The sequence below is a fragment of the Nostoc sp. genome, from assembly GCF_036918015.1.
Classification (GTDB): Bacteria; Cyanobacteriota; Cyanobacteriia; order Cyanobacteriales; family Nostocaceae; genus Nostoc.
On the sequence record NZ_JBALEO010000047.1, the window covers coordinates 104,586 to 123,400 of the forward strand.

At 41.5% G+C, this 18,815-nt stretch carries 16 protein-coding genes; 12 read left to right on the plus strand and 4 right to left on the minus strand.

Annotated elements, in window-relative coordinates:
• Positions 1 to 223: 223 nt before the first annotated feature.
• Together V7K61_RS11270 and V7K61_RS11275 are read right to left on the minus strand one after the other, a co-directional pair.
• Positions 224 to 1,738, minus strand: coding sequence for an ATP-binding protein (locus V7K61_RS11270; protein ID WP_335053400.1), 1,515 nt, complete (start codon positions 1,736 to 1,738; stop codon positions 224 to 226).
• On the minus strand, positions 1,735 to 2,439 hold the full coding sequence (locus V7K61_RS11275) for a response regulator transcription factor (protein WP_335053401.1): 705 nt from the start codon (positions 2,437 to 2,439) through the stop codon (positions 1,735 to 1,737). The genes V7K61_RS11270 and V7K61_RS11275 overlap by 4 nt, the downstream gene beginning before the upstream one ends.
• A 148-nt stretch (positions 2,440 to 2,587) precedes the next feature.
• Between V7K61_RS11275 and V7K61_RS11280 the strand changes: the two genes are divergently transcribed.
• The 3 genes from V7K61_RS11280 to aspS all read left to right on the plus strand — a co-directional run bounded on the left by V7K61_RS11280 (position 2,588) and on the right by aspS (position 5,868).
• A complete protein-coding gene (locus V7K61_RS11280; protein WP_335053402.1) occupies positions 2,588 to 2,896 on the plus strand; it encodes a hypothetical protein in 309 nt (102 codons plus the stop codon).
• 123 nt (positions 2,897 to 3,019) lie between these two features.
• A complete protein-coding gene (locus V7K61_RS11285; protein ID WP_335053403.1) occupies positions 3,020 to 3,673 on the plus strand; it encodes a hypothetical protein in 654 nt (217 codons plus the stop codon).
• Positions 3,674 to 4,080: 407 nt separating this feature from the next.
• A complete protein-coding gene (gene aspS / locus V7K61_RS11290) occupies positions 4,081 to 5,868 on the plus strand; it encodes an aspartate--tRNA ligase (RefSeq protein WP_335053404.1) in 1,788 nt (595 codons plus the stop codon).
• A gap of 353 nt (positions 5,869 to 6,221) precedes the next feature.
• Here aspS and V7K61_RS11295 read toward each other — a convergent pair whose 3' ends face one another.
• Complete coding sequence (locus V7K61_RS11295) at positions 6,222 to 6,713, minus strand: MarR family winged helix-turn-helix transcriptional regulator (RefSeq protein ID WP_335053405.1); 492 nt, start codon at positions 6,711 to 6,713, stop codon at positions 6,222 to 6,224.
• A gap of 116 nt (positions 6,714 to 6,829) precedes the next feature.
• Between V7K61_RS11295 and V7K61_RS11300 the strand changes: the two genes are divergently transcribed.
• The 5 genes from V7K61_RS11300 (at position 6,830) to V7K61_RS11320 (ending at position 11,375) form a co-directional block, all read left to right on the plus strand.
• Positions 6,830 to 7,294 (plus strand): DMT family transporter, encoded by a 465-nt coding sequence (locus V7K61_RS11300; RefSeq protein WP_335053406.1) that lies wholly within the window; start codon positions 6,830 to 6,832, stop codon positions 7,292 to 7,294.
• 356 nt (positions 7,295 to 7,650) lie between these two features.
• Positions 7,651 to 7,998, plus strand: coding sequence for a DUF3011 domain-containing protein (locus V7K61_RS34080; protein ID WP_442936308.1), 348 nt, complete (start codon positions 7,651 to 7,653; stop codon positions 7,996 to 7,998).
• A gap of 342 nt (positions 7,999 to 8,340) precedes the next feature.
• Positions 8,341 to 9,624 carry a M16 family metallopeptidase gene (locus V7K61_RS11310; RefSeq protein WP_335053408.1) on the plus strand — a complete coding sequence of 428 codons (1,284 nt, stop codon included), beginning with the start codon at positions 8,341 to 8,343 and terminating at the stop codon, positions 9,622 to 9,624.
• A 122-nt stretch (positions 9,625 to 9,746) separates the two neighbouring features.
• Complete coding sequence (locus V7K61_RS11315; RefSeq protein WP_335053409.1) at positions 9,747 to 10,610, plus strand: fructosamine kinase family protein; 864 nt, start codon at positions 9,747 to 9,749, stop codon at positions 10,608 to 10,610.
• Between the two features lie 126 nt (positions 10,611 to 10,736).
• Positions 10,737 to 11,375 carry a histidine phosphatase family protein gene (locus V7K61_RS11320; protein ID WP_335053410.1) on the plus strand — a complete coding sequence of 213 codons (639 nt, stop codon included), beginning with the start codon at positions 10,737 to 10,739 and terminating at the stop codon, positions 11,373 to 11,375.
• 133 nt (positions 11,376 to 11,508) lie between these two features.
• On the opposite strand, the gene V7K61_RS11325 is transcribed toward V7K61_RS11320, so the two are convergent.
• Positions 11,509 to 12,375, minus strand: a complete 867-nt coding sequence (locus tag V7K61_RS11325; protein ID WP_335053411.1) for a WYL domain-containing protein — start codon at positions 12,373 to 12,375, stop codon at positions 11,509 to 11,511.
• 319 nt (positions 12,376 to 12,694) lie between these two features.
• Between V7K61_RS11325 and cas3 the strand changes: the two genes are divergently transcribed.
• Genes cas3 through cas10d form a run of 4 tightly spaced genes read left to right on the plus strand, consistent with a single transcriptional unit; the run spans position 12,695 to position 18,807 of the window.
• Entirely contained in the window at positions 12,695 to 14,827 is a 2,133-nt protein-coding gene (cas3, locus tag V7K61_RS11330; RefSeq protein ID WP_335053412.1) for a type I-D CRISPR-associated helicase Cas3', read from the plus strand.
• Between the two features lie 28 nt (positions 14,828 to 14,855).
• A complete protein-coding gene (locus tag V7K61_RS11335; protein ID WP_335053413.1) occupies positions 14,856 to 15,116 on the plus strand; it encodes a DUF433 domain-containing protein in 261 nt (86 codons plus the stop codon).
• Entirely contained in the window at positions 15,113 to 15,484 is a 372-nt protein-coding gene (locus V7K61_RS11340) for a DUF5615 family PIN-like protein (protein ID WP_335053414.1), read from the plus strand. Before V7K61_RS11335 ends, V7K61_RS11340 begins: the two co-directional genes overlap by 4 nt.
• 8 nt (positions 15,485 to 15,492) lie before the next feature.
• Positions 15,493 to 18,807, plus strand: a complete 3,315-nt coding sequence (cas10d, locus tag V7K61_RS11345) for a type I-D CRISPR-associated protein Cas10d/Csc3 (protein ID WP_335053415.1) — start codon at positions 15,493 to 15,495, stop codon at positions 18,805 to 18,807.
• Positions 18,808 to 18,815 lie beyond the last annotated feature (8 nt).

Below are 18,815 nucleotides of genomic sequence, written 5' to 3' on the forward strand. Positions count from 1 at the left end.
CCAATGCAATGAGCTTGCGCGATCGCTATAAATAAATCAAAAAACCCTCTTGAAAAACTTTTCAAGAGGGTTTGTGTAGTAATTATACCAATTCAATTAATGATTGCAACACATCCTTGGGTAAAGACGCGATGAATCGCGTCTCTACAAATGGTCTATTTGTCGCATTCTTTTTTCAAATTGGTATTACTTTTTCCGACTTCCTGTAGTAACAAAAGAGAGATTACTTCATCGGTAAGGTGAGGGTGAACGCTGTTTGACCAGAAGATGTTAAGTCAAGAGTAAGGTCGCCACGATGTGCCCTGGTAATTTCTCGTGCTAGGCTCAGTCCTAGTCCGATTCCTTCTACCTTGCGGTTACGTGAGGGATCGCCGCGATAAAATCGGTCAAAAATGCGATCGCGATCGCTTAAAGGAATATCTTTTGATGCATTGACAATGGTGACGTGAAGAGTTGTAGGAGTTTGATGAGCGCGAATCTTTATCCAGCCGTTGGCGAGATTGTATTTAATTGCATTACTAAATAGATTTTGCAAAACTTGAATTAAAAGATCGCGATCGCCTTTTACCCACAACCCATCAGTAAAGTCAGTTTCCACAGTCAAATGGGGAGCTAGCATTTCCACATCTTCTAGCATCTCCATCAGCAACTCAGACATATCCACTTCAACCAGATACAAGCTCATTTTTCCGGCATCTGCCAGAGATAGCAACAAGAGTTTTCGCATAATTCCACTCAGGCGGCGCACCTCATCTAACAGGTTACTTAAGCGCTGTTGTACTTCACTACCAGGATCGACCTGTTGGAGTGTTCGTTCTAGTTCGCCTTGCAAAATAGTCAGTGGGGTTTTTAGTTCATGAGCCGCGTCACCACTAAAGCGGGAAGCTTGGGTAAAACTACGTTCCAAACGTGACAACATCAGGTTAAACACCTGAATCAGTTCGACAAATTCAATATCAGTTGTGCCAATGGGAATGCGCTGATCTAGCCCTTTGACAGTTACCTGTTGAATTACGCCCGTTAATTGCCGGATGGGACGTAAAGCACCGCCAGAAACTAACCATGCTCCCACCGCAACCAACAGCAGCGCTCCCGGAATTGAAACCAGGAAGATATTGCGAATGGTAGCCATTTCTTGATCTACGGCTTGCAAGCTAATGGCAATGGCAATCTGAGCATTGGGAAATTTAGCTGCCCCAATCCGCCAAACTGCTGTTGTTGTCCGCTCTGTGACAAATTGAGGTGGGCGTGGACGAATCAGTGGTGGCCGCTCGAAGGATGGATTGGTATTAGAAGGTAAAGGTGGTGGTTCTCTCTTCAGGGACGGTGCTAGAGGTGTCAACTGGAGACGCTTCAGCAACAGACGATTCACCTCAAGATCGGCAGGTAGGGAGTTGGATTGATAAAGTATGTTGTTATTTGCATCCAGCACCACCAGGGCGACAGGGGTTTTTGTATTGGTTCCGAAGGAATAAGATAATGAATCTTCGTAAAACTGCCATCGGGAGCGATTGCGTGAGTTTTCTCTTCTGGGAAAGGCTGCGCTAGCGGGAGGTTCCTCTGGTGGAGGGAAGTTCGGAGCTGCCCGCATCAAGTGATTTAATAGTTCTGCATCTAGGCGGCTAATCTTAGCATTGCAAATCTGAAACCAGGAAACCGCGCCAAATCCGACTAATGTGCTGCCAGCTAGAGCCGCAGACAACAGAGCAATGCGGAGTCGAAAGGAAGGGAGTTTCATGATGAAGAATCTGGCTTGCGAAATCGATATCCAACCCCTCGAATGCTTTCAATCCAGACTGCTTCATCAAGGGGATCAATCTTTTTACGAATTCGCTGGATACAAACATCCACAACGTTGGTGTTGGGGTTAAAATCGTAGCCCCAAACGTGTTCTAGGATTTGGGTACGAGTGAAAACCCGTCCGGGAGAGCGCATGAGATATTCTAGAAGATTAAACTCGCGGCTGGTGAGTTCTATGGCTTGGCGATCGCAAGTTACTTCCCTAGTGATGCGATCGAGTTTGATCGGGCCGACGCAAAGTAGATTTTGGCGTAGGCGTAGCCCGTCGGAGACATCGCTTACACTCCGGCGCACAACTGCATGAATTCTAGCCGCTAACTCTTCCACAAAAAACGGTTTAGCGATATAGTCATCCGCTCCTAAATTTAGCCCTTGCAAGCGATCGTCTAGTTCATTCCGAGCCGTCAACAAAATCACCGGAGCGTTCCGACCTTGCCGCCGTAATAGTTTTAGAATCGATAGTCCATCTTTTCCCGGCATCATAATGTCGAGTATAATGGCATCATATTCGTTGTCTAATGCCCGCAGATATCCATCATCACCGTTATCGCAGTAGTCTACAACAAATCCCTGCTCCTTTAATCCAGCCCGGACAAAGTTAGCAATTTTCGCTTCATCTTCAACAAACAGAACGTTCACAGCATTTATTAATTCATATATTCTTCTATTCTAAATTCATTATTTTTTATTCAAATTACAAAACTGTAATTTAGAAAATAAGAAAGCTGTAATTTTGAGGTGGCTCAATTAGAAATATGAACACCCTAGCTTTTGAAGGTTGATTTCTATGAATATCCGTCGAATCTTAACCGTAGCAGCAATTCCTTTTTTGATTGGTACATTCGGTTTTGTTGCACCCAATCAGGCAAATGCCGCTAATCCACCTCATCGGAACGCCGAGATTTCACAACACGCTAATCCATCTCATCGGAACGAAGAGATTTCACAACAGCCCAACAAACGGCAAATATCTGATGAAAAACCACAAATCAGACATTCTAAACCCCGTCCACATCAGAAAAAGCGTACTCCCCAACGTCCCCAAGCTCATAATCAAGAAGTAGGTCAAAACCGGGTAGAACGCAATAACCGTTAATTGATGCACCTTTGCATTTCGCCAGAGTATTGTTGTTTCTAAATTACAAAACTGTAATTTAGAAACAGGGCAAACTGTTATTTTGAGAAGACTTAATTAGAAATATAAACCTTTGGAGATTTAATGATGAATATTCGTAGACTACTAGTAGTAACAGCGATTCCTGTTCTAGTTGGCACATTTGGTTTTCTTTCACTCAATCAAGCAAATGCTGCTAATCAATTCGAGCGAATTGCACAGGCGCAACAACCACCCAACGAAACATCAAACGAACGGCCGCGTCCACCCAGACCTGATTTTGCAGCCGCAGCGACAAAGTTAGGAGTTACAGAAGCCCAGTTAAAGGCGGCGCTAGGAGTCCCAGCCAATCCGCCAAATCCAGGCGATCGCAGTCAACGTCCACCCAGACCTGATTTTAAAGCCGCAGCGACAAAGTTAGGAGTTACAGAAGCACAGTTAAAAGCAGCGTTAGGAGTTCCTGCCAATCCGCCAAATCCAGGCGATCGCAATCAACGCCCACCCAGACCTGATTTTAAAGCCGCAGCAACAAAATTAGGAGTTACAGAAGCTCAGTTAAAGGCGGCGCTAGGAGTCCCTGCCAATCCGCCAAATCCAGGCGATCGCAATCAACGCCCACCCAGACCTGATTTTAAAGCCGCAGCAGCAAAGCTGGGTGTCACTGAACAACAGTTGATCGACGCACTAGGTGTTCCACCTCATCCTCCTGGCGATGGCGGAGCCTCTCCCCAAGAAAATCGTCCTAATCAACCAAAATAGTAAATAGACTACGCGGTAGGGGCGCAAGACTTTGCACATAGGTGCAACTTAACGCTAAACCCGCTTGGTGAGAACGTTTTGCCCTCACCCCCAGCCCCTTTCCCATCCGTGAGAGGGGAGCTAGACATTCAATTCCCCTTCTCCTTTGGGAGAAGGGGTTAGGGGATGAGGGCCTGAGGGATTTGCAAAACGCCTGTCCGATATAGTTTTCAGCTTAAGTTGCCACCAATGGGCCTTGCACCCCTACGACAGGTGTGGTTCAAATACATGAAAACTGCTGTATATATAGTGTGAGATTATTTGATTTTTTATTTCACCAGAACTACTACAATTACTATTGATGCTAGATAATGGGAAGGCTTTGACATTTTCTTGCCAATCTAGCCCGGAAACAATAACTAAGACTTATGCGAACTCACTATTGCGGCGAACTCCGAAAAGAACATATTGGAGAAACTGTTACCTTTTACGGATGGGTAGACCGTCGCCGCGATCATGGTGGTGTGATATTTTTAGATTTACGCGATCGCTCTGGAATTGTCCAAATCGTCAGCGATCCGCAACGCACCCCAGATTCTTACGAATATGCGAATGCCCTACGAAATGAATATGTTGTCAAAATCACTGGTAGGGTAACACAACGTCCCGAAGAATCGTTGAATACCCGCATTCCCACAGGCGAGGTAGAAATCTACGCCGATAAAATTGAACTACTCAATGCTGTTCGCAAACAGTTACCTTTCCAAGTTTCTGTAGCTGACACCGAGACAGTGCGGGAAGATTTACGGCTGAAATATCGTTATTTGGATTTGCGACGCGAACGTATGGCGCAAAATTTGCAACTGCGTCATCAAATTGTCAAAGCCATGCGTCGTTATTTAGAAGATTTGGAAGGTTTTATCGAAGTCGAAACCCCAATCCTTACCCGTTCTACCCCAGAAGGGGCGCGGGATTATGTTCTACCCAGTCGCGTCAATCCTGGTGAGTGGTATGCTTTGCCGCAATCACCCCAGCTATTTAAACAATTGCTGATGGTATCCGGCTTAGATAGATATTATCAGATTGCCCGTTGCTTTCGTGACGAAGACTTACGCGCCGACAGACAACCAGAATTCACCCAGTTGGACATGGAAATGAGCTTCATGTCCCAAGAAGAAATTATCGAACTAAATGAGAATTTAGTTTGCCATATCTACAAAACAGTTAAAGGCATTGAGTTACAGCGCCCTTTCCCCCGTCTCACTTATGCTGAGGGGATGGAACGCTACGGTAGTGATAAACCAGATACACGCTATGGTTTGGAATTAGTTGATGTCTCAGATATCGTCAAAGATTCTGGTTTCAAAGTCTTTCGGGACACTGTTACCAATGGTGGTATCGTCAAAATTCTGCCCATTCCCAACGGTAACGATGTCATTTCTAATGTCCGCATTAAACCAGGTGGCGACTTATTTAAAGAAGCCAGCGAAGCCGGTGCTAAAGGTTTAGCTTTTATCCGCGTCAGGGATGATGGCGAAATTGACACCATTGGGGCGATTAAAGACAACTTAAGCGAAGAACAAAAACAAGAAATTTTACGCCGCACAGGTGCAAAAGCTGGACATTTGCTGTTGTTTGGGGCAGGGGAAGCTGCTACAGTTAATAAAACATTAGATAGATTACGACAAGCGATCGCTAGAGAATTTAACTTAATCGATCCTGAAAAAATCAACTTGCTGTGGATCACAGATTTCCCAATGTTCGAGTGGAATGCTGACGAAAAACGTCTAGAAGCATTACATCACCCGTTCACAGCACCACATCCTGATGATTTGAGCGACTTAAAAACTGCACGCGCCCAAGCTTACGACATAATACTCAACGGGGTAGAAGTTGGCGGCGGAAGTCTGCGGATTTATCAGCGAGAAATTCAACAGCAAGTGTTTGAAGCGATTGGTTTATCTCCTGAAGAAGCACAAAGTAAATTTGGCTTTCTTTTAGAAGCATTTGAATATGGTACACCGCCGCATGGTGGCATCGCCTACGGTTTAGATCGTTTGGTCATGTTGTTAGCTGGAGAAGAATCGATTCGGGATGTCATTGCTTTTCCCAAGACACAACAAGCACGTTGTTTGTTAACAGATGCGCCTTCGAGTGTAGATGCTAAACAGTTGAAAGAATTACACGTTGCTTCGACTTATAAACCAAAGTCTTAACCGACTTTATCCAATTAGGCGGCATAAACAGCAATATCGTTTGTTTCATTGCCAATAGACATCTCCAGAAAAGAAAAAGACCCCTCTCCAAACCTCTCCCCGAAGCGGAGAGAGGCTTTAAAATCCCCCTTCCCTGGTAGGGAAGGGGGGAAGGGGGGTTAGGTCTGCGTATAATTGTGTGGTATCTAAATCTTTTCTGGAGATGTCTAATACCAAACAAGCCAACTCAAGGTGCGCTCTATCACCCAGTGTTTTGGAAACAAAGCAAAGCTTTGCGTTCTTTGGGTTGGAGTACTACTTATATAATTCAACGGCAAAAGTCCATTATCTACTGTGTGAATAGGTTTCAAATGCTACTCCTCAAACGAAACTAAAAGCTTACGAAGCAAATCAGCCAAGGCTTTACGTTCCGATTCTTCTAAAACACTAAGGATACGACGTTCATTCACAACATGAGCTTCAACAGCTTTTTCTATGACGTTAAAGCCTTTATCAGTTAATTCAATAAGCGTTCCTCGACGATCGCTTGAATCAGGAATGCGCTTCACAAGTTTAGCTTGCTCTAAGCGATCAATGCGATGCGTCATTGTACCGGATGAAACCATCAGTGTATTAAACAACTCAGTTGGTGAAAGCTGATACGGCTGACCAGAACGACGTAACGCAGCCAATACATCAAATTCTCCAACATTTAAGCTAAATTCTGAAAACGTCTCTTGGAGTGCTCGTTCTAAGTGCTTGGCTAACCGCCCCATCCGCCCAATGATTCCCATCGGCGAAACATCTAAATCAGGACGCTCTCGCTGCCATTGAGCTAAAATTTTATCGACTGGATCAAACTCCATTGTGCTACCCACTCATATAAGCATCTTAGCATTAAGTATCTTAACTTCAAGATAATTGTTATAATCTTGCCATTAAGTATCTTAGCTTCAAGATAAGTTCACCGGGAGTTTTGAAGATGAATGGACGCACGATTTATCTATTAGCGGCACTTGCTGGCGGTGCTATTCTACCTGTTCAGGTCGCCCTTAACACCCTACTGCGACGCTATGTGGGTCAACCAATGCAGGTAACATTCATTTCCTACCTTGCAGGTACGTTAGCATCCCTCATCATCTGCTTGTTGGCGCGATATCCTCTTCCTGCTTTGACTTCGCTTTCGCAAACTTCTTGGTGGATGTGGATTGGTGGCTGTTTAGGTACTTTGTATGTTTGGTCAACCATTTTCGCCACACCCAAGATTGGAGCTGTTCTTGCACTCGCACTCACGATCGCAGGTCAGACGATCGCAGCACTTTTCCTCGATCATTACGGTGTCCTCGGACTTACTAAGTATGCAGCGAGTCCAACCCGCATTGTAGGAGTTGTATTTGTAATTTTGGGCGTTTCCTTGGTTGCCGGGAGTAAAGCGGTAATTGAATAGCAACCTAAACTCTCAATTAAGAAAGCAACTGAGAAAAAATCTGATGACTTCGTTAAAAAGTCTTATTTGTCTTCAGCAGCAGAAAGAAGTCATCAGCTATTTATTATCCTTTCACTAAAGACTATCAACGGCATTGGAAGTTGGGTTGTTGCAGGATTGAACATTTAAAAAAGCTCAATTCAAACCCTTGCAAAGGTTAACTGCTTGATAGAGCCTGTCATCTTTGATGAAGTTCGGAATGCAAATATTCTTTGCATTTAATCTGATTTATTCATTGGCTCTGAATGCAATTTGCTAGAATTATTATAGTTTTTGTTTCTAAGATTTGCGAAGAAATCTAGCATTTTATTATGATTATGCGCCTTCCCACAATTGCTGCGACCTTTCTGGTTGCTAGTCTTAGTATAGGTACTCTTTTGAGTATTGCTGCCCCAGCTTCGGCTCAAGAGATAGTAACTTGTGCAAGCCAAAATAATCGAAGGAATACTTGTTCGGTAAATACAAGAGGCAGAGTCAGGCTTGTTAGGCAATTGTCTAACACTACTTGTAGAGGAAATTGGGGCTATCGGAGAAATCGTATTTGGGTGAAAAATGGTTGCCGAGCAGAGTTTTCAGTTGGCGATCGCAGAAACGACAGATATGACAGAGATAATAGAAACGATAGATATGACAGAGATAATAGAAACGACAGATATGACAGATAAAAGACTGGGTATTGCATTAATCTAGTTAAGCAGAAATTAAGAAACTTACTTCTGAATTCTGTTAGCGCAGCGGGGCGCAGCCCATTCTGACTCCTGAATTCTGCTGTATTTTGACTTTTCAAACATCCTCTTGTGATTGACGAATAAAAAAATACTCAACTACTTCTCGTGAGGTGGGCTTCTCGCTATTAGTGTCAACTTAAGGCAGATGCCCTGTCAAGTCTTCTTTGCGTCTCTTGCTAATGCGATCGCTTCTTCTTTTGTAGAGAAGCGATCGCAGTACTTATTCTATAGTCGCAGATAAGATAAAGAAGTAACATCGCTCCTCACACACAAGTAGCAATGACCTCAACCCTGCGGAAATTTCCCCGTCTCAATGCTCCGACGCTGCACAAGTTGCCCAATGGTTTGACAATCATTGCCGAGCAAATGCCAGTTGAAGCCGTAAACCTCAACTTGTGGATAAAAGTTGGCTCTGCTGTAGAACCTGATGCCATTAACGGCATGGCTCACTTTTTAGAACACATGATTTTTAAAGGAACAGAACGACTTGCTAGCGGCGAATTTGAACGTCGAATTGAAGAACGGGGTGCTGTCACCAATGCCGCTACTAGCCAAGACTATACTCATTACTATATAACTACTGCCCCTAAAGATTTTGCCGAGCTTGCACCACTACAAATAGATGTAGTATCGAACGCGAGTATTCCTGATGATGCCTTTGAACGTGAGCGATTGGTAGTTTTAGAAGAAATTAGGCGTTCAGAAGATAATCCCCAACGGCGTACATATCGCCGGGCGATGGAGACAGCCTTCGATTATCTACCCTATCGCCGTGCGGTATTGGGGCCAGAATCGGTGATTGCCGGACTAAAACCCCAGCAGATGCGGGATTTTCATGCTAATTGGTATCAACCGCAGTCAATTACTGCTGTAGCTGTGGGCAATTTGCCCGTGGAAGAATTAATTGCAACTGTTGCGGAAGGATTTACAAAAGCTAATAAAACTCCCTACTCCCCACTCCCTACTCCCGACTTTCCACTCAACCCTGAGTCACCATTTACAGAAATTGTCCGTCGAGAATTTATCGATGAAAGTCTGCAACAAGCAAGGCTAGTAATGGTTTGGCGGGTTCCAGGAATGATGCAGTTAGATCGTACCTATGGATTGGATGTTTTAGCCGGAATTTTGGGACACGGACGGACATCAAGACTCGTGAGGGATTTACGGGAGGAACGGGGATTAGTTTCTTCGATTTCTGTAAGCAACATGAGCAACGAGCTACAAGGGATATTTTATATTTCAGCCAAATGTGCAGTAGAAAATTTATCAATTGTAGAGGATGCGATCGCTCAACACATTCGCCAAGTACAAACAGAGTTGGTAACAGAATCAGAAATTGCCCGTGTGCGGCAGCGAGTAGCTAACAGATATGTTTTTGGTAACGAAACACCAAGCGATCGCTCTGGATTGTATGGTTATTATCAATCTTTGGTGGGAGATTTAGAACCCGCCTTTAACTACCCAGCGATAATTCAGAGCCAAGATGCAACAGACTTGATGCAAGCAGCCAAAGATTATCTATCTCCAAATTCTTATGGTGTAGTTTTTGTCAAGCCCTTTTAGAGTTAGGAGTTAAGAGTGAGGAGTTATGAGTAAAAAGCCATGATTGTAACTCCTGACTCCTAATTTTTATTTAGCTCCTTACTTCTAACTCATAACTCATAACTCATAACTTTTATTTAATCATGTGGACTCAAATCGACACCCATATTAGCCAGGTGACTGGCGAAAAATTTCAAAGTCAGCAAAGGCGATCGGTTGGTGGTGGGTGTATCAACCAAGGTTATGCTGTCTCTAATGGTGAGATAACCTACTTCGTCAAACAAAACCTTGCATCTCAAGTTGCAATGTTTGAAGCTGAGGCGTTGGGTTTAGAGCAAATGATCGCAACAGCTAGTATTCGCATCCCCAAACCAATTTGCTGGGGTACTGCTGATAATTCTAGCTACATCGTCCTGGAATGGTTGGAACTTGGTAGCGGTAACAGCAATTCATGGGAAGAGATGGGACGCAAGTTAGCGGCGATGCACAAAGCTAGCAGCAGTCAAAATTTTGGTTGGAAAATTAACAATACTATTGGTTCCACGCCGCAAATCAATACTTGGACAGCAGACTGGACGGAATTTTATGTTAAACATCGGCTGGGTTATCAATTTCAGTTGGCAAGGCGACGGGGAGGTAATTTTCCCCAGCAAGACAAGTTATTAGCAGCTATCCCTGAACTATTGGCAAATCATCAAGTACAACCTTCGTTGGTACACGGCGATTTATGGGGCGGAAATGCTGGGTGTACTGCGTCGGGAGAACCAGTGATATTTGATCCAGCAACTTATTTTGCGGATAGAGAAGTTGATATCGCCATGACCGAATTATTTGGTGGTTTCCCCGCGGCGTTTTATAAGGGTTACAACGAGGTGTTTCCTTTAGATGTAGGCTATGAACGCCGAAAAACGCTCTATAACCTCTATCACATTTTGAATCACTTCAATTTATTTGGGGGTAGTTACGATTCGCAAGCCAATAGGATAATTGACCAGATTTTACGATAAGGGATGCGGATTGTGGTTGATTGACTTTTTTGGTTGATTACTTTGTCCTGGTGTCACAGACTCGATTGCGAGATTGATGGTATTTTATTTTTGCACAAACTCCTTTATCCCAATCGCATACAAGCTATGACACTCAATTTATATTTACTGCGACATGGAGAAACTACTTTTAGTCAAAGTGGTAATTTCTGCGGTGAAACTGATGCAGAGTTGACTTCTGAAGGTATGCAGATGGCATCCGCTTTTGCCGATGTTTATCAACAATTGAAGTGGGAAGGGGTTTATGTTAGCCCGATGAAGCGCGCAATTGCAACTGCCAAACCATTTTGTGATGCTATCGGTATGGATATGCAGTTGCGTGACGGACTTAGAGAAGGTAGTTACGGCGAATGGGAAACTAAGAGTAAATCGTTTGCCCAAGAGAATTACGCAGAAAACTATGTAAAATGGGTGACAGAGCCAGCTTGGAATGCACCACTAGGTGGAGAAACTGCGGTAGATATTGCTAACCGTTCTATGCCTGTAATTGCTGAAATTCAAGAAAAACATCCCCAAGGTAATGTTTTAGTAGTTTCTCATAAAGCCACGATTCGGATTATGCTTTGCAGTTTACTGGGAATTGATTTGGGACGCTATCGCTATCGGGTGAATATTTTGGTCGCGTCGGTAAGTATGGTTAAATTTGACGTTAATGGCCCTTTGTTAGAGATATTAGGCGATCGCCATCATATACCCGATCGTATTCGCTCTCGTCCGGGAACATAATATAGCGGTTCTCGTTTGGGTGCAATACAGTCTGACCTCTCTCCAAACCTCTCTCCTAAGAGGAGAGAGGCTTTGAATTTTACCCCCCTTCCAGCAATCAAAAGTTTTTCCGCTTCCCTCTCCTCGTCAAGACTTAACTCCTGGTTTCGATATCGTATAACTGGCAGAGGGTGAGGAGTTTTTGTTTGAGGCGATCGCGCAAATTTTCCGGCGACACCACTACACAATCTGGTGCATATTGCATAACTTCCCGCATAAACCAAAATGTACTAGATACTCGCCTGATAACTCGCCGGACTCGCGCTTTATCTGGTAGCCACTCATTAATATTGTCTTCTTGTTTAGCTTGATAGGCAAAAGCCAAACCTGCAAATAGATGCATTTCCACTTCTATCTCAGCCAAATTGGTATGCCACTCACCAGAAATTGGCATGACAGCAGCTTCTGTAATCCTGTCTAATCGCAAACTCCAGTTGTGAACCAGTTCTGGGATATCAAAGTTTCCTTCTGTCTCTTCGCACCAGCAATCAAGATATTGCCGCTTTTCGTGGGGTGTAACTTTGGCGTGACGAACGGTAAAATTAAATACACGCTCGGCTGCATCTTGATAGGAAAGCTGAAAAGGTTGTTCGCGTAAGATATAGCGGTCTATTTCTAAGCGCCAAGCTGGGGGTAAATTCTCTAAGAAACGTTCAATTTCGCCCCGCAGTGGTAATGATAGTTCGCTGCGTTCGAGAAGTAAGTTTGCAATGATTTGGGCTTGTTCAATTTGCCCGATGTCTGTCAAAGCATTGATACAGCGATGTAATGCCCTGATTCGTGGTTCTTTCCAATCGTTATTGTTACCGATGAGTAACTGACGTTGAGCGATCGCTTTAATTAACTTAGAGATGTTAGGTTCTTCTCCCCACATCATACCGAATTCACGAGCGATCGCTTCTAGCTCGGCTTTATCACGTTCTGATATCGACAGTGTAATAGATTGACCTTTTCGACTCATATTTTATACGGACACTTTTATACGGATATATCTTGGCAACTTCTATTTTGCATGGCATTATAGGGAATAACAACGAGTTACGGACAGTTTTTAAGCAAAGTGAAAAACTCGCACCAATGGTGCGAGAAATAGCCTGAAGATGTTCTATACCCATCTGAAAAACTGCAATCATTGGTTGCAGAAATTTGTGGGTGGTATTTCTTAGCACATATATAAATGCTGCCATTGGTGGCAGAAATTGATTAGATTTACTAAGTCTGTCATTCTTTTTGCATAAAATTTCCGATAAACCAAGCATTCACAAGGAATTATCAAGGATATGTCCGAAAATTACAGCATAAGTCTCAAACCTGTTTATTCTCAAACCGTTATTACACCTGACGGGGTGAAATTACTTAAAGATTGGTCGCTTTCTTGGCATCAAGCAGAAACTTATCAAGCATTACAAGACCCAAATATTGATGTTGTATTTAATAGAGCGATGACAGGCGATGGTAAAAGCTTGGCAGCTTATTTGTCGGCAATGACAAATCGCACGTACACTTTAGCAATGTATCCCACAAATGAACTGGCAAGAGATCAAGAAAAACAGGTTCAAGGATACAAAGATGAATTGAAACCCAAGTACGAACCTCAAATTAATCGCTTAAATGCAGCTATTTTGGAGAAATATATCGCTACTGGTAAGCTGTCTTCCAAACGAGATGGTATAGAAGATTTTTCTACTAACTATGAAATTCTGCTGACGAACCCTGATATTTTCCATTACATCCATAATTTTTACTACTTGAGAGGAAAAATAGATAACCCTGACAGGTTATTCAGACGTATAGATGAAAATTATAAATTATTTATCTATGATGAGTTTCATATTTTTTCATCTCCGCAAGTAGCTAGTGTGATCAATACAATACTTTTAATGAAACACACTGGCGATACTCATAAAAAATTTCTCTTTCTTTCTGCTACACCTAACGAATTATTAAAGACTTTTTTAGAAAAGGCTCAACTTAGATATAAAGAAATTGCTCCAGATGCTGTTGGAGCTTACAAATTTTCATCAGATGATTCAAACGATGGGTGGCGGCAGATTAGTCAACCTATTAACTTATGCTTTGCTCAAGGAATAGAGTCTAATCTGAGTTCTAGCTATAAATGGATAGAAGAAAATGCTGAAACGGTGATTTTAAAGTTTTTTCAAGACTATCCTAACAGCAAAGGTGCAATTATTCTCAATTCCATCGCAGCAGTTAAAAAGCTCATAGACAAGTTAAAACCTCTTTTTGAACCGCGATGGAAGGTTAGAGAAAATACTGGCTTAACAGGAGAAACTGAAAAATCTCAATCAGTTGCAGAAGCAGATTTACTTTTGGGTACGTCTACAATTGATGTTGGTGTAGACTTTCGGATTAATTTTCTAGTTTTTGAAGCTGCTGATGCAGGAAATTTTATTCAACGATTTGGTAGACTTGGCAGACATAAAGGTTTTGAAACTTATCAAGCTTACGCTTTAATACCTAACTTTCTTGTTGCAAGGCTATTTACAGATAAATCTCATCATTTACAAGATGGTGAAAATTATGACCGCATTACTTTTAATAATGCCATTAATGAATTTTGGACATTTAAAAATCAGTTTGAGCGATATCCTCAGCGATGGGGTGGTATACAGTCGGCTTATATCTATTCAAAGCTGCAAGGAAACCATCACATGAAAGAGAAATATCCAGAGGTAGCTAAGAAATTTGGTACTAGTGTACAAAATACTTTAGGAATTAGCATTAAACAGATGAATGCACAGTTTTATCGCTGTCAGAGTGAAGGAAAAACAAAAATTATTGATGAGGCTAGGAGTTTTCGGGGAAGTAGCCAGTTAGATTGTGCAATTTATGACTTAACTAATCCAGATGAGCCAGAAGCAGAAAGATTTAAAATGTATAATCTTCCTGGCATTCTCAATAACTTTATTTTCGAGTTATGGGATAAAAATAGCTTTATGGAAAAAGCCGAGAAAGCTGGAGTAATTACTACTCGCTTTGATAAAGCTTTGTGTTATTTAAAGTTCAAAGGCTATCGAGATGTGCGGGAAGATTGGCACTTCTATTATCCAGGGAATCTAAGAGAATTAGCTAAATCTGGTAAGGTGCAAGTTCTACCAGATAAAGAACACGAACTACAAGGTTTAGAGATTTCCCAACGACACGGCTACGGTATCAACCAAATTAGTGATGCTGTGAGTAGACGTAAACTAGTGTGCTTCATTTCAGACCGCGATCGCAACTTTTTACGCGCCACTCTCGGATTACCTATGCATTTTCAAGCTTACCCCCTCACCAACGAGCCAGAAGATAGGCATCCCTGCTACACCATTACTTTTGGACAAGATGCGCTGTTATTGGAAACCTTAACTTGGCATTGGAAGCCAAAAGACGATGAAGGATGGATATGTTAGAACTAGAGGCTATTAGAGGTGAAGCTACATGACTAACAATGATTTGCTTTCTCGTATTTCCATCGATCCGAATATTTGTTTTGGTAAACCGTGCATTCGCGGACACCGTATTTGGGTATCACTAATTTTGGATTATTTAGCTGGTGGTACAACAATTGAAGAAGTTATTGAAGCTTATCCAAGCATAGAAAGAGAAGATGTACTGGCTTGTATCGCCTACGGTGCAGAGATGGCGCGGGATGTTTTTGTGGAACTTCCTTTGACAAAAAAAAAGGAAGCAAGTGCGTGAAATTAAAGCTAGATGAAAATATCGACTTGCGCGTTGTAACTTTATTGCAATTAGCGGGACATGATGTTGCAACAGTACCAGGACAAGGCTTAAGTTCTGCACCCGATCCCGAAGTTATTGATGTTTGTCACCGTGAAGGTAGATGTTTAGTCACTTGCGATCGCGGCTTTGGAAATCGTCTGAAATATAATCCCTCTAACTATTCAGGAATTGTAATTATTCGTCTACCCTCTCGCTACACATTTGCTGATTGGCGTGAAGCTATTGAAATATTAATCACTGGGCTAGAATCCGCCGATGTGATAGATAAATTATGGATTATTCAACAAGGAAAAATACTTGAATATCAAGCTATTGAAAGCGAGTAAGGAAACTAATGAACGAATTTGATGATGATTTACCGGAAGAAGTACCAGATTTTGATTCAGGAAAGGATGAAGATGATGAATCGCCTGTCAAACGCGAACTTCTCACTATTCGGTTATTTAAAGAAGCTGTAAAAAAGGCAAAAGGAAATGAAGGCGATCGCATCCTAGAAAAGTTTGCTGATTATGTCTTACCTAATTTAATTCGACAGCTAGCAGGAGCAACCGCTAAGGGTGGTAAATTCTTTGAAGTAACTGTAGAAATTATTAATGCCAAACGCGCAGCCGCAGGGAAAAAACCACTTCGTAGAGACAACGCTGGCGACCAATCTATACTTGCTCACTTACTTAATGGTCTATTTCCCAGCTATCGAATTTTGAGGAAGTTACAAGCAGAAGGAATAGGCACAAATCCAGTTAAGCGTAATTGTGAAGATTTGCAATCCTCTGTATTTATTGTTTCCTACTTGTTGCATGACTATGAAAAATTCCCTGACTATCGAGATTGGTTAGAACAAAATTTTATTATTCGCAATTGGGAAGAAGAACCACCAAAAAAAGAAGATGCTCCAAATCTAGGACGTGGCTACATTACCAAAAAGATTTTAGATTTTGGCTTATACCACTTACTAGGCGAACAATGGGAAGAACTTATCGATGACATCATTGAGATTAGTAGCAATTCAGGAGTTAAAAATGATGCGGATTTAGGTTTGATTACTCGTGGCTTAAAACCTTTAGATGATGAAAGACTAGATAGCAGAATTAGACAGATTTTGATTGACTTAGTTTCACTATCTGATTTATTTGCTTCAGTTATTAAACATCCGAGAGATGTAGAAAATGGTCGTTTACCTACATTGCTTGCAAGATTAAGCAATCATCAATTACAACTTACCTATCATTCTCTTTCAGAAAATCGCGGTGTTCTCACAAATATTTTCAATAATGCTTTAATTGCAGCACATACTGAAGAGTTTTATACGCCATTACTCTATCTACCTGATGGCGTTGTATATTTAGCTACTGTTGATCCTCCTCCAATTACAACTGATGAAATTCCTGAACAAGTTATTGCCAAAATAAAGTACTTATGTGCAGAGAAACTAAAGGAAAGACAAACAGGTTTTAATCGTGATGGCAAGGGTTTTAAATTTGCAGATTATTACTGGTTATTTTTTGATGTAGTTGAATTAATGGAAGTTAGCATTAATGCTGCTTCTCGGCTACTTCCAGATTCAAAACCTGCTTCTGCTGATAAGCGAGGCGAAAGCTTGCTAAATTATCAAGCGCAAGGCGAACTATCAGCACACTTAAATTTACAAATTGCTAATGAAATCCGCATCGATCGCTTGGCAGAATTTGGTGATGTTTTGTGTCGAGGGATTTGGGGTAGTTGGTGCGAAAAAGTTAATGATTGGCAGAAACAACTAGTAAAAAATCAGAGAAAAAGTATTCCTGATTTAGATTTGACACAAAAACTAGCTGAATATTTGGAATTATCAGCAGAAATTCCAGCCATCAGAGAAATTCAATCTTTGAAAAAAACAGGTGGTGTACCTCTTGATTGGTATTACCTAGCAGCGCAATACTTTCGCAATAATTCAGGTTTGGACTTTGCTCAAATTCTGGAAGTTATGAAAGGGATGGTGAATCATGCTGCTGCTTTTATTAGACCAATTTTAGCAGAGTTTCAGGATATGCCCGATGGCTGGGATGACTTAAAAACTTATGTCAGCCAAGTTATTTCTTTACCAACAGGCGCAGTTATACAACCAAAACCGGACTCATTTTTAGTTGAACTTAAACGCTATAATGCCGCCAAAATTACGGGTAGAGGACGAGAAAATGTTTGTGCAATTTCTAGTTCTTCATATACTGTGACTGAACAGATGGAATCAGCGACCTTATTTGCTCCTCAAGTCTACAGTAACCGTCAGATTTTATTTAATGCTCAAGCTGCTAAACGGCAAATTTGCTCAATTTGGTCAATTGAAATTATGTTGAGACAAATTTTGATGAACCAAACAAATGCCGTAGGAGCAGATTTTGAAGGACGAAAATATCGCTATCTCTACCTTTACCCAACTTACTTTTTTACCCCAGAAACAAATAAGTTTTTGCAAAAGGCTTACAATCAATTTTCTCGAACTCGGTTTGATGCTGAAATGCGTAAGCACTTTGTCACAGAAAATCAAGTTGCAAACTTTCAAATTGATGATTATCAAAAAGTTGATTCTCTACTAATTAAAGAAAATCTAAAACCAGAAGATGATCGGACTTTTAAAATTAGCTTTCCAGAACATGAAACTCTGACATTTTTCTTTTTAGGCTTACCGCCTGGAAGAGACGCTACAGATACAGAATCTTGGGTAACACCAGCTTGGTTAGCATTAGCATTACCGCTTATTCTAGATGTGAAAGTCGTAGCATCAGAATCACCTGTACCACCTTTCATTAGTGGCGCTGATTTTGAAGAAACGGTTTTAATTGATGGAGAACATCAAGCGATTCGTTCTTTGATTCAAAAAGATAACTATCGTTTAGATAGCATTCTACCTGGTAGTTCAAAAAAACGTGAATTTTCTCCCCTCAATGTTCTTACTGCTGCTTATTCTATTCACTTGGAAGTTAACCGTAAAAAGGATGGCGATCCAGATTGGGGAAAATTAGCAGATTTAGCACGGGATTTAGAAACCAGTCCTCTCTATGTCTTCTATTACCTTAATAAATGGTTGCGAAAGCAAGACAAAATTGATGCTGTACCTATGGCAAAAGTTCGCCTATACTTGGATTTTTATCACTATTTTGAACCAGGAGAAAAAGCTGTGAATCAACTGCGTAAGTTAACAGAACTATACCGTCGTTTTTATCGTTCCAAAAGTCAATATGCTAAAGCTAATGCAATTCTCAAACCAATTGATGAGGCTGCTGATGTAATTTTGAAAATTGATAAATCTATGGCTAGTGACACTGATTCTTTAATAGATGTGGTAGCGGCTCGTCTAGCCAAGTTGATGAATAATGTGCGACGGAGAGCGGCTGAAGGAAAACCAACATTAACTTTAATTGATGGGAAGTGGAAACCTGCCTTAACTTCCGAAGAAGAACGTCAAGCAGTTTATGAGTTTTCTAAGTATTTTGTAAAAGAAATATTTGAGGGAAGCTTTAAAAGCGATCGCGCACGTTTAGCAGGTACTCAACTCAATTTAATTAGAGATACCTGTGAATACCTTTATCGCCTAGCAGATGATGAAGAACGTAAAGCACGTCCACAAGATGAACCTGATGATATTCCTGAATTAGAACTTGAAGCATCAGTCTAATTTATTCT